Here is a 13,028-nt window from a genome sequence, read left to right as displayed (position 1 = left end):
GTTCCCTTATTAAGGCAATTGCATAAAACTGGCACCAATGACTTTTAGCGTGTTGTCAATGCGTTTCCATACCCTAAAATATCTAAATTTTCCTTCTAATGGTGTTCCCATTACCTTGCCTTTTGCCGTCATCGTAGTAACGGAAAGCGCGGTATCCCCAATTATTCTGATCTCATCAATTTCTGTTGAAGCATTTTCAATAATCATAGCTTTTGATCGGTGTGCATTTAGATCCATTTCTTTGGTTAACATTTGACCATCAGGTGCTACAGCAACAAGGTCGTCATATAGGAGGAGATCAAGACCATCTACATTACTGGCTAGCTGTGCCAAGAAAAGTTGGTTCTCTGCTTCTGCAATTTCTTTTTTCGTGATTTTATCCATATCCCTATCAGATTGTTAATTTTTTTTGTGCTTATTACTTTAAAAATAGTAAATCATTGTCGTTCTGTTTCGGTTTTAATTTTTTTGAGACACCTGCTAGCAGAATGATAAATTTAATTACCGTAAAAAAAATAGAGCTAGTTCACGACTATTTCTTCTGATTTACTATTTCTTTTTGCTAAAAAAGCTTTTGAATCACACTATTTTTACTAATCCTCACGCTATCAAGAATGAAAACAACATCCTGATAATAGACGCAATATGACAGGAACAGGTACGAGCTCTAGTCGAATGATTTTAGGGGATATAGTTGTAGTTGTTTAGCTACAAGAGTGATTGGTTATGGCATTATTTCTGTCTTCGAAATTTTGAGAAAATGGGAGAGTGCTATTGAAGTAAGGACCGAAAATATTTTAATTAACGATGTTCTTGTACAGCGCGTGTTATGTTGCAATTGATTGTTTTATATTCTGAGTTACGAATTTGTAGCATGTTGTAGTCGATTTGTTGTCGTTCTGGTATGTTTTTGTGGTCAAATTGAAGCCTTTTAACCCTTGATTAAGTTTTGAATTTTTGGCTTATTTGTTAGAGAAAGATTTCAGCCATAAATCAACCGCCAATGAAAGGTGCCTACCGAAAAGTAACACGATACACATGCTCAATTTGTTGTTGTACACCATTTATCGGTCGTTTACATGGATCAAAAGCTGTTTATGCGAATCTTATTTGAAATCAAGAAACTTAATAATGAAAGGTCTTATCATGGTAAAGGGTTTATTTTTTAATCAAAAAATTTCTAGAGATATTACAAGGTCTGGATATATTCCAGTATATGCCATAAAGATGAAAAAAAAGCTCTTTTATTCGTTGGAAAGAACATATTTAGGTAAAGCATATGTTACGCCGTTATTGCATGTGACTTATCAATGGAGAACGAAAGGATTGTTAGGGAGCGGGACTAAGGATATTCAATTAAGTCAAAATGGACAGGGAACGGAAATTGTTGAAGTGTTGAACACAATTGAGAGAGATCTTAAACATCGACAATATCATAGTATATTTTGGGGAAGTATGAGTGTCATCCTATTTCTTATGATTCTTACGTTAAGTTTTTTCTTCAGAATAAAACATAAAGCGCAGACAGATGAATGTATAAAACTAAGAATGCGGAATGAAGATTTAGAAAACCGTCTGAATGGTGAACTCGACTATCAAAAAGATGATCGGATGAAATTGCTTTCTCAAATACAAGTACTACAATCACAGAATGAACAGATGCAAAAGGCAGCTCTATTTGATGCATTACAGATCGAACGTAAAAATAAACTACTTGATCATTTGAAGGTCGTACTTGTAGAAACAGAAGGCAATGAAAATGCGGGGGTATTTGAACGGATGATAAAAGATGAACTGCGATTTGATGAAGTGACGGGACAACCTATTCGCGAATTTCAAGCCATCAACCCTGATTTTTTTCTAAAACTAAGACTGTTGTCTGAAAACAAGATCACTGCACTCGAATTAAAGCATTGCGCATATATGTACCTCCAGCACAGTACACTTGATATTGCGACTGCATTTCATATTGAACCCAAAAGTGTTCGTGTGACGAAGTATCGAATAAAGCAAAAGTTGAAATTAGAAAAAGAAGTGGATCTCGAGGCCTATTTACAAAGTCTGGTTTAGACCAAGATGATACGTAGCCCCCCATTTTTTAGAGTACATTTTTTTATTGCTTTCCGCTAGAGCTAACATGTTGTTTGTTTGGGTTAATTTGTTTGATTTTATGTTTCTGTATTTTTCCTTTTCTGTTTATTTATCTGTTTTTTAGGGTTTTATTTTATTGTTTTGGACTTGGTTTGTGTCGAGTCACATCGAGTTTTGTTGTTGTTATCTGTTTGGTTGTTAGGTTTTTATGTTTTGTGTGGTCAAATTGTAGTCATGTTTGTGGTCAAAATGTAATCTTTGTTTTTAAATATTTTTCTTTTTCATATATAAGTTTGCGTAAATATTATTGGTAATGTTGTTTAGGTCATTTTTAGGCTTAATTCAATTAAGTATAGATGTAATTAAACCAAATTTTAAAAAAATGAAAAAAGAAAAGAAAATCTACGAAGCGCCTACTATGGAGGTGCAAACAATTGAGCTGGAACAAGGGATTGCTGCCGGTTCGGGCGGTACAGGAACTCCAAATCCTGGTGTTGGCGATTGGGGAAATGGTTCTGGAGGCGAAGGTAACGGCGATTTATAAACTAACATCTATTTATTTAAATTAACAATTTTATGAAAATATCACGTTTAAAGCGTTTAAGTTGGACCGTTACATCTATTGCCCTATTGTTGGGAAGTACGGTTACATTCTCTGGATGTTCTAAGGAAGATGGTCGTATTGATCAGACTGAAGAAGGAACAAAACTGGATGGAACGAAGCTGGTTCTCAAAGTATCGGGTATAGATGAGACGCAGCAGACAGCATCTGTCAAAGGTAAAGCTAGTACAAATTCGACCAGTTTGAATGGTCCAAAACTATTGGAGTTTCCAGAATTTGATGCATTGATTGAAATTGATAATAATGTTCCATTTAAGGCGGCCCAGTTTACCACTAAGGCTGCAGCAACATCTGCACATGGGGCACGTGCCGCCGCGATGGACAATGGCATTACTTATCGTTTATTCTTGTTTTCACAAGACGGCAGCCAACTGGTATCTTCTACGCAATTTACAACAGGGAGCCAAGGAGCAATTGATGTGACGCAGGGCCAAACCTACAAATGGGTAGCTTTATCTTACAATAATGGTGAAGATATCCCTAACATCAATACGGGCAATACAACGATTGCGCTTCCAGCTGGAAAAGATGTGTTGTATGCAACGGGTGAGGTTGCTGTGCCCACGGGAGGAGCAAATTTAAATGTTCCGATCAACATTTTATTTAAACATAAATTTGCCCGTTTGGCGGTAGAACTGAACTCGATGGGGATGTTCGCTAATATGACCGGCGCTAAGGTAGAGATCGCAGGAATAAAAACTGCCACAATTGATGTTGGTAACGGTACACTTTCTAACCTAATTTCTGCTGATCAAGAAATAGCCTTTTCAAGTTTTGCGGATATTGACCCATCTTACCAAGATGCAAAAATCGCTTATGTGTATACTGCAGACCCTGCAGCGGTATCTGGTGGGATAAAAGTAAATGTCTCAAATTTGGCATTGAAAATAGATGATAATTCAACGCGCCAATTCTCATCGACTCCAGCGAATTTTACTTTCAATATTACACCGGTATTAGGAAACAGCCATCGTCTATTGGTCAATTTGTTAGAATCACCTTTAACTGTGGACGGAGTAAGATGGGCGAGACAGAATATTTACTATCAGGCAGGGCATAATCCATATCGTTTTCACCATACCTATGCACATTCAAATGCCAGAAATACTTACTTTTCATTCAAAGGGCTAGTGCCTGATCGATTTGGCGTCAATAGTGATCCTTGTAACGAAGTGTACCCTAAAGGTGTGTGGCGCCAAGCTAGTGAAAGTGATTTTCGGAAGCTGACCGGCTTTTTGGGAATCGGTGGTCAGAGTCCGACATACGGCACAAGTAACGGTAGAGGTTATTTTGAATATAACGCAAGTGGAACAGCCGCACCATATCCAAATAACAAACTTCACTTCAACTTCAATGGGGGCAGTACCTCTTTCGCTGTGGTGAATGGTCTTGTACAGATCAACCTGGGCAATTTCGGAACTCGCGCAGAAATCTGGACCGGTTCCTCGGGTATTAAAATTGGAGGACTACTTGGTTTGGGTGCGTGGTATTACCACGGTGAAAAAGGAATCTTCGGGAACAATAGTGCGGATCTGACAGCAAATCTACTTAACATATCTGTCATTGGCATAGACTTGATCGAGACACAGATGAAAAATGTGCGTTGTGTAAGAAATTAACATCGCGTTCTTATGATGATTAATGAGCTATTTAATTAGAATTTTGGATTTCGTTTAAATAGCGATAAAAGCGACCTGTTTTACAGGTTGCTTTTTATAATCATAGTGACCTGTTATGTTCCTATATCGTTAATTAAAAAAGCGAGATTGTGTTAGTTCTTTGTGTTTGAAATTTATGGAAACCTTGAAGTTTTCAATCTTCAACTGACCTTAACGCAATATGAGCTTTCTGAATAGCCAGTTATAAAAACCAATTTAATGAACGAAAATAATAAAGTTAGACCCCGATTTACAAAAGAAGTGAAGACGGATGTGATCAACGCAATTGTTAATGGCGAGTTGTGGCTTGAAGAAGCCATGGCGAAATATAATGTACAGGATAGGAGGACAGTCATCATCTGGCTAAGGAAATATTTGCGCGATAGGTGTAAACTTGCTTAATTCTTTATTATGTCAAATACTGAATAGGGAGTGGATAGCATATTTAACAATTTGATAATACCTGATTCTTAACTTCGCGAAACAGCTTAGTCAGATTAAGGACGTGAATTATATTATTATTGTAGGGGCCACCCAGGCTTTATTGGCATTGGGTGTTTTATTAAAGAATAAAAAAAATAATGGACAGCATGATAATATTCTTTCTTATTTATTAGCCTCCATATTTTTGCATTTGGCAATCAGTTTTGCTCTGAATGTTTTTTGGCCCCATTCAAAAATCCACCAACAGTTTAATACATTTATTGCTTTAGCTTATCCAGGGTTACTATGGTGTTATATGCGCTATCTCGAACATCGCGGGAAACCCATTGATATTCTCCTGGCTATGCTTCCGTCGATATGTGCTTCAATTGGTTATTTTTGGATTGCTGCTTATGTAATTAACAATGCTGGGGAGCTACCACCATTTATAAAAAAATACAATTCAATGTCAGGTTATGCTTATACGGTATTATATATTGCTTATCCTTTAAAGATTTTGGCTCAGATAAAGTCGATATCGGTGTTCTGGAAATTGGAAAAAGGTATGGTTAGGTTAGCTGCGTTTTTGCTCTTACTAATAGGTCTTGCATTTCTTATCATCACGATTTGGACTCAGCTGTTCGATATTACTGCTTATTTTTCTTTTATCCATTTGTGGCTTCGCGTCTTTATCTATTCGATATTGGCGATTATCTGTATCTCGATTATTTATGTAAAAATAAGCTCTTTCCTCTATGTCCATGTTTATCAGCCGGAAAAACCTAAGGAACAGCTATCTGTCAATGAAGAGGAAGAACTGATCCTCGTCGAAAGTAAAAAACAGCACTCTTTTCCTGTGGAAGAAAATGAAAAGAATAGCAGCTTGGACTACGCCGGTATTTTGGCTAAGGTAGAGTATTTGATGTCCAATCATAAAGTTTTTTTGGATCCCGATCTGACATTGGAAAGTCTGGCCGCAAAAGCGGATGTATCGCGCCATCACCTTTCAGAAACATTAAATCAATACAAAGAAAAGTCTTTTTATCAGTATATCAATGAATATAGGATTAAGGAGGTGGTGATGCTGATGGATAAGTGCAGAAAGAAAGGCGAAAGTATTAATATTCTCTCATTGGCATTTCAGGCCGGCTTCCATTCCAAATCTTCATTTAATCAATATTTTAAAAGAGTCCAAGGTTGCACTCCATCAGCCTATCTCAAGGACGCAGCGCATTTCAATCTACTCAAGGCCTAATGTAATGGCTTACTGCAGCATCTCCGAGTAACGTTATACTTTTCGCTATGAATTGGCAAAGGAGTATTTCTGCGTCGTTAGCCAGGTGCCAATTTATCGATAACCTAAGCTTAATACAAAATTAATTCTTGTAAATAGCATAAATACAGTTATTTATGTGGTTTGTCGTAAGTGGTAGGTTCTTCTTTATCGAGGAAGACGATCGGTAGTTAATGAAATATCAATTTCGTGTCAAATAACAAAAATTGATTACATGATATGAAAAGAACGTTACTCTTTTTGATTGTGTTGATGCCTTTTTTTTTACAGGCACAACAGATTACGGGATTAGTTACTTCAACGACTGATGAAGTATTGCCCGGGGCAACAGTGCAAGTTGGAAAGCTGGCGGCACAAACCAATTTAGATGGTAGATTTACATTGATTTTAAAAGAAAAGGGACGTATTAAGCTTTCTATTTTCTATACCGGCTATCAGGTGTTCACACTTGATACAATAGTTTCCCATGAAGGGATTCATTTAGGGAACATTAAATTAGCGCCTTCCAACAATAGCCTCGGTGAAGTTGTTGTTGTTGGTTCTTCTGCGGGCTCTCAACTCAAAGCATTGAACATCAAGAAAGGGGCAAATGCCATTATGGAAGTGTTAGCGGCAGATGCCATTGGTAAACTGCCCGATCGGAATGCTGCCGAAGCTGTACAGCGTATTCAGGGGGTCTCAATTGAGCGGGATCAAGGGGAAGGACGTTATGTTTCTGTACGGGGGACACCAATCCAGTGGAGTGCTTCGTTGTTAAACGGAAATAGACTTCCTTCAGCTAGTCTTGATTATGCAGATAGGAGAATTCAGATGGATATATTTCCCTCGGAAATGATTCAATATGTACAATTGTCAAAAGCTATTACTCCTGATATGGAAGGAGATGCTATTGGTGGATCCATCAATTTTATTACCAAGGCTGCCCCCCTTAAACGTACACTCAACATCAATGCTGCCGGTGGGTATAATGAACAATCTCAACGAGGCTCATATAATGGTTCTGTCCTTTTTGGAGACCGTGTTGCGAAGGGTAAATTAGGGTACATTCTTTCTGCAGTAATCTGGGACCGAACAGCTGCCCAGGATCGATACAATCTAAACTATGATTTTGGAAACAGCAATAAGACTCAAGCTTTTTCCATTACAGATCTTCAATTGCGAGATTATATTGCCCACAGACGTACTGTTGGGTTTAATGGAGGGCTGGAATATGCCTTCAACGAGAAACATAAAATTATGGTCAAGGGCTTGTATAGTGAATATCTAGATGCTCAACGCGTACGGGAAAACTACTTCTATTTTAATACCAAGACAGCAACAATTACAACAAGGACGGCAGATTATCATACAAATCTGTATTCCGGAGAGCTGAGCGGACAGTCCGTTTTTTCAGAAAAATTAGGCTTGGACTGGGCAATTAGCATGGATCAATCTTCATTCAAATTTAAGAATCCAGATTATTACCCGATGGCTACTTTCTCCCAGAAAGTTTCCTACGAAGACATGGCTACAGATGGAAAGAAATACTTGGCGATGGATTCACCTGATGGAGTAGGGGATAATATTGATCGGATCCTACCACATCTTTCACCATCCTCTCCAATTAGTGCCGAGGCTATGAAGTTGACACAAGTCGTCAATATTAGGAGTAAAAACAAGGAGAGCAACAAACGTGCTGGCGTCAATTTAAAATATACGCCGAACAATTCATTGGCTGTTAAATTTGGCGGCAAATATATTCACAAAGACAAGAAAGTAGAAAACCCGTATAGTATTTATGTAGCCGGTGTTTCAGGACCTGCCCCGACCTTAGCTAGTTTAGGGACTGAACCTTATCCGTATCGTGGGGGTTTTTTGACCGAAATAGGATCACCTTATGACAATGAACTCATTGACCAGATTTCTATGGAATCCGTAAAGCAGCTTGCTTCACCAGCAGGAATTGCTGGTAACAAGTTGTATCCCTTCCGAGTCGATTCCGCTACAAATGCCTCTGGAGCGGCCAACTATTACAGTGGAAGGGAAAATGTCTACGCTATTTATGGCTCCGCGGAGTACAAACTGACTGAGCAGTTTACCCTTATTGCTGGTATACGGAACGAATATAACAAAGTCACTTTTTCGGGGAACAAAGTATCTACGCTTGCCGATAAATCTACTCATGTCGAAGCTATCAATCAGGACAATAGCTATAATGCCTTTCTGCCTATGTTGCATGTGAAGATCAATGCGACAAAAAACGATATTATTAGACTTGCATTTACGCGAAGTTTTGCGCGCCCCGATTTTGGGAATCTCAATCCAGGTACAGTTCAGGATGATATCAACCGTGTGATCACACGCGGAAATCCTAATTTGAAACCCACTTTTGCCAGCAACTTTGATCTGATGGTTGAGCATTATTTCGGTGGAATAGGGATGGTCTCAGCAGGCGCATTTTATAAAAAGCTTTCCAACCTGATTTATTCCAATCAGTCTACACAAAATATCAATGGCATCATGTTCAATGTCAACGAACCGGATAACCTCCAAAATGCTTGGCTCGCAGGCTTCGAAGCCGGCATATCAAAGAGGTTTACCGATTTGCCCGGAATATGGAAGGGATTTGGAATCGATGCAAATTATACGTTTACAGATTCAAAGGCTACAGTTCCGCGCTTCGACAATGGAAAATTAATAGAAGATAAAAGTGTGATTCCTAAACAGGCCAAGCATCTTTTCAACGTTTCTCTAATCTATGAAAATAGCAAATTTATGGCTCGTATTGCAGGGAATTATAAAGGGAAATACCTTGATGCTATTCGGCAAATAGCTGGACCTGAGCATTATCGATGGTATTCGAGTAATTTTTCGGTAGACTTTTCTTCTTCTTACGCTATTAACGCCAAGTTTAGGCTATTTGCCGAACTAAACAATATTACTGGTGCCCCAGTACGCTATTACCATGGTGTATACGATCGTGCTGAGCAGGCTGAATGGTATTCAGTCCGCGGTCAAATTGGTATCAGTGCAAAACTTTTTTAAATGACAACAATGATGAAATTGAAACAAATCACTTTAATCGCAATGTCCCTGCTTGTAGTGGGCATTGGAACAAGCTTTGGCCAACAAACCGAACTGGCAGAACTGGATCAACTAAAGATCAATCAGATTCAAGTCCTTGGGACACACAATAGTTACGCCAGACCCGTGGATCCACGTCTTTCGGCTTATGCAGACCCTATTTTTTCAAAGATGATGGAGAAGATGTCAACGTTATTCCCTCCAGATAAACTTAATTCCTTTAAGGAGTTTCACCCCAATGCGATGTCTATGAGTGAAGGATTAAAATACGACCATCCGCCTTTTGATGTGCAATTAGATAGTGGAATCCGTAGTTTAGAAATGGATGTATATTATGACCCTACTGGACATCGCTTTGATAAACCTGCAGGCTATGAACTCCTAAATAAAATGGGAGTTTCGGATCTCGCTCCATATCAAAAAGAGGATTTGGAAAAACCTGGTTTCAAGATGCTTCATATTGCTGATTTTGATTTTCGATCACATTATGCAACATTCCGTGCAGGTCTTGTAGCGCTGCGAGAATGGTCCGAACAGCATCCCCAACATCTCCCTATATTTATTATGGTCGAGGCCAAAGACAAGGGGATCCCGATTTTTCCTAATGGTGCTGAAGTACTTCCATTTGATGATAAAGCTTTTGACCAGCTGGATGCCGAAGTTGTTGCGGTATTGGGAAGAGAAAAGCTCATTACACCTGACGATGTACGTGGAAATTACAGTACTTTACGTGAAGCAATACGTTCTGGTCATTGGCCCACTGTTAAGGCTTCTCGAGGGAAATTTGTCTTCCTGCTGCTGCCAGCAACAGCAGGAATGAACCTTGAATCTGCCTATGTTAAAGATAAACCTAATCTTGAGAAGCGTATCATGTTTGTCCAGTCGGAACCCAATGATAGTTTTGCTTCTTTTATACTATTGGACAATGCTTTGGTTCGTCAGGAAGAAATCCAACGTCTGGTGAGGGAGGGGTATATCGTACGTAGTAGGTCTGATATTGAAACCTATGAAGCAAAAATAAATGATTACAGTAGGGCTAATGCTGCTTTCAGTAGTGGAGCTCAGATCATTTCCACAGATTTTTTTAGACCTGGAAATGGTTATAATACTTCTTATTATGTAAGGCTGCCCAATAGTAAGGTGGCCCGCCGGAATCCTGTAAATAGCATGATGAAAAAATCTAAGGACATGGTATCTACAAAACGTTAGGTCTATTGGTCGCTATTGCAAATACACTTGAATAAATTGAACAAGTAAGGTCACTCTCAGAAGTTTTTCGAATGATCTTACTTGTTCATACAGGATTTTTCAGAAATTGAAATAATCTGAACGGTTGTTTTTCTCTTAAAAAACTCCATTTTTGAACCTTTTTCCTTGCCTTAACCTCTTTTACTTCTTTGGTTTAGGTAGTTCCTTAATCCATATATTCTTAAAATCTACGGGTTGACCTTCACTCTGTAATGCGATAAATCCACTGCTGAGCAACTTACCATCGATCTTAATTTTTGGGTCATACCCATTGGCTGTTCCACCTCCAATCTGAGGTCTTGAATATTCTAGTACGGTATCTCCGTTAATGATATGTTTGATTATCGAATCTCCTAATACAATCAATTCCCCTTTAACCCATTGATCACCATCATAGGTCTTCGAAGTAGAATTTAAACAATGTGAGGAAGCTATTTTGCCCTGATAGACCACATTAGTTCCAGGAGAACACATATTGCCTGTTGGGCGGGGCTGACCATCGCTCAGTCCTCCCAAAAGTTGCATTTCGACAGAAATGGGCCAATCCTGTTCTTTCAACATTGTTCTGGGGTCCTGCGAATGAAACATAACGCCGCTATTACGAAGTGTATAGGAGGGGGCACCTTTATGGAGCTCGCCTACAAATCGATATTCAAATTTTAAATGATAATAAGAAAAGGGTATTTTATAATATAAATGGCCAAATTGATCATTAAAATCATCATACTGATCATATCTGACCTTAATCATTCCATCTTCAACTCTAAAAGTATTTCCGTAGTTCACACCAACATCATGATGATGAATTTTGACAAACCAATCATTGATGTCCTTTCCGTCAAACAAGGATTTCCAGCCATTATTATCGCCCTGACCTTTCATTCCTGCGCATCCTGTAAAAATAAGACCGATAGCTACTATTGAATAGATAATTCTTCGCATTGAAGTGATATTTGGTTTAAAATTGGATAGCAAGATACGATATATTCCATTAAACTTTACAGTCTAAGAAATATCGTGGACAGCCGTAGCTCATTGCCGTTAAGCGCTGGCTAGATCATAATAAGACAATTTAAACGACGAATCAGTATATATTAAGCAAGTTTCGCTTCTCTTGTTAATTTACTTTTGTCAAGGTATAGTTCACTACTGAACAGGTCTGTCAATACTTTTTCAATCTCGATTTTATTGCATGTGGTAGGGTTTCGTCTCGATTTTAAATAATTTTCCGCTGTCATTTTTTTTGCCAGTTGTCCTACCGTCTGCAAGTCAAGCACCTTACCGGTTTTGTGTGCAATCCAAAGCGAAGTGTGCGAAAACACAAGGCCTGTTAGCCCAATTGGCCAATTAAAGTAAATACCAGCTAAGGAAGCAACATAAAAAATCGCGAGTATTAGCGTTAGCCAGAAAGGGGGGCGTAGGATGTCAAGTTTAAAGCCTAAATGTCTTTCGAGTTTTTTTACCGTTAACCGCCGACTATGTTTTGGGAAAATGTCCGTAAGTACAGTGTTTACCGTGATCGTTTTAGAATCGATTTGAGCTGTCGAAGCTATTGCTTCACGTAGCTTATAAAAAGCCTGTTGATTTGTACAGTCGCTCGAATGATCAAGTTGGATCTTATTTGTGATATGATCGCAGAGCTCACCAAACGTTGAGATATGCATAAGTTCTGTGCCCCTAAACTTAATGTCAAATGATTTTTCGACTTTAACGAGTACATCGCCAATATCGTCTGGGTCTATATTTTGAAGTTCACAGTCTGTCATCGCATTCATAGTATGAATTCGTTAAGTTATACGAATATACTTAAATGTTCATTTGCATAGTCATGGTATCTGCCTGAAAAAAATAAAACCCTGTTTATGAATATAAAACGTTCAGTTGGAATGTCTACTCATTAAACTTTAATTGATTTGGAATAATCTGTTATTCCAAGTTTGTTTCCGAATGGATCATTAAATTCAACCGCTAAACCCGTCATGATCTCAAATGGCTCGCTTAGAAATACGACTCCCTTTTCCTTTAAATATTCACATGTAGTTTTCACATCGTCAACAGTAAACCAAATAGTCGGTTTGGTATGTTGTACTGTACTAAGAATGATTGCAGGTTCATTTTTGCCTATTTTGAACGCAATCATTCCCTTATCCGAAAAGTCGAATTTAGTTTCAAGACCAAGTTGATTTCCATAAAATTCCTTGGCGCTCTCCAGGTCCTGTGCTGGTAGAAAGAAATTGTCGTAATCTAAGAGTAAGTTCATGATGGTTACGATTTGATTTGTGATAAGTCAATGCCGAATGCTGTCAATTGGGATTCTCCAAGTTCAGTAATATAGAGGTGTCTATCGCTGGGATCTGTTTTTGCTAGCCAACCTTTTGTTATTAACACCTCCAATAAGAGCTGGCCGAGTTTTCCGCCGATATGTTCGTAACATAATTTTGCGGACTTCACTTTATCGTAGTTTTTCATTTTCGTCTGTTATGTTGGGCTTAATTTTTGATTTATAGTTTCTTAGCTATAAAATTATGAAAATGCAAAGGGAAGCAAAATGATCAAAATCATCTATTCAAGTGGCTATTTGACACAATGTGGCGTGTTATTCTTTTAGATTAAAAAAACAAAATGTACC

12 protein-coding genes are annotated in these 13,028 nt (G+C 38.3%); 7 read left to right on the top strand and 5 right to left on the bottom strand.

All coding sequences use genetic code 11. The features are described from left to right. Positions 1–9: 9 nt before the first annotated feature. On the bottom strand, positions 10–384 hold the full coding sequence (locus M2419_RS05020) for a nuclear transport factor 2 family protein (RefSeq protein ID WP_182330941.1): 375 nt from the start codon (positions 382–384) through the stop codon (positions 10–12). A gap of 843 nt (positions 385–1,227) precedes the next feature. Between M2419_RS05020 and M2419_RS05015 the strand changes: the two genes are divergently transcribed. From M2419_RS05015 to M2419_RS04985, 7 genes are all read left to right on the top strand, one after another. Further along, the gene (locus tag M2419_RS05015; protein WP_159728223.1) at positions 1,228–2,070 is read left to right on the top strand and encodes a hypothetical protein; all 843 of its coding nucleotides are present in this window, start codon (positions 1,228–1,230) and stop codon (positions 2,068–2,070) included. 334 nt (positions 2,071–2,404) lie between these two features. Beyond that, positions 2,405–2,635, top strand: coding sequence for a hypothetical protein (locus M2419_RS05010; protein WP_259254410.1), 231 nt, complete (start codon positions 2,405–2,407; stop codon positions 2,633–2,635). 32 nt (positions 2,636–2,667) lie between these two features. Further along, a complete protein-coding gene (locus M2419_RS05005; protein ID WP_259254409.1) occupies positions 2,668–4,332 on the top strand; it encodes a fimbrillin family protein in 1,665 nt (554 codons plus the stop codon). Between the two features lie 258 nt (positions 4,333–4,590). Then, on the top strand, positions 4,591–4,773 hold the full coding sequence (locus tag M2419_RS05000; RefSeq protein ID WP_120336403.1) for a hypothetical protein: 183 nt from the start codon (positions 4,591–4,593) through the stop codon (positions 4,771–4,773). A 103-nt stretch (positions 4,774–4,876) separates the two neighbouring features. Further along, complete coding sequence (locus tag M2419_RS04995) at positions 4,877–6,049, top strand: AraC family transcriptional regulator (RefSeq protein WP_259254408.1); 1,173 nt, start codon at positions 4,877–4,879, stop codon at positions 6,047–6,049. A 258-nt stretch (positions 6,050–6,307) separates the two neighbouring features. After that, a complete protein-coding gene (locus M2419_RS04990) occupies positions 6,308–9,112 on the top strand; it encodes a TonB-dependent receptor (RefSeq protein WP_259254407.1) in 2,805 nt (934 codons plus the stop codon). Between the two features lie 9 nt (positions 9,113–9,121). Beyond that, on the top strand, positions 9,122–10,360 hold the full coding sequence (locus tag M2419_RS04985; protein WP_200845577.1) for a Ca2+-dependent phosphoinositide-specific phospholipase C: 1,239 nt from the start codon (positions 9,122–9,124) through the stop codon (positions 10,358–10,360). Positions 10,361–10,540: 180 nt separating this feature from the next. On the opposite strand, the gene M2419_RS04980 is transcribed toward M2419_RS04985, so the two are convergent. The 4 genes from M2419_RS04980 to M2419_RS04965 form a co-directional block, all read right to left on the bottom strand. Beyond that, on the bottom strand, positions 10,541–11,341 hold the full coding sequence (locus M2419_RS04980; RefSeq protein WP_259254406.1) for a DUF1080 domain-containing protein: 801 nt from the start codon (positions 11,339–11,341) through the stop codon (positions 10,541–10,543). Between the two features lie 152 nt (positions 11,342–11,493). Further along, complete coding sequence (locus tag M2419_RS04975; protein ID WP_259254405.1) at positions 11,494–12,174, bottom strand: hypothetical protein; 681 nt, start codon at positions 12,172–12,174, stop codon at positions 11,494–11,496. A gap of 122 nt (positions 12,175–12,296) precedes the next feature. Continuing rightward, positions 12,297–12,659, bottom strand: coding sequence for a VOC family protein (locus M2419_RS04970; RefSeq protein WP_259254404.1), 363 nt, complete (start codon positions 12,657–12,659; stop codon positions 12,297–12,299). A gap of 5 nt (positions 12,660–12,664) precedes the next feature. Beyond that, positions 12,665–12,868 carry an ArsR family transcriptional regulator gene (locus tag M2419_RS04965; protein ID WP_182983723.1) on the bottom strand — a complete coding sequence of 68 codons (204 nt, stop codon included), beginning with the start codon at positions 12,866–12,868 and terminating at the stop codon, positions 12,665–12,667. Between the last annotated feature and the right edge of the window lie 160 nt (positions 12,869–13,028).

The organism is Sphingobacterium sp. BIGb0116 (genome assembly GCF_024808035.1).
Classification (GTDB): domain Bacteria; phylum Bacteroidota; class Bacteroidia; order Sphingobacteriales; family Sphingobacteriaceae; genus Sphingobacterium; species Sphingobacterium paramultivorum.
Note: the sequence above shows the minus strand (reverse complement) of the source record. Positions and strands in the feature narration are given on the sequence as shown.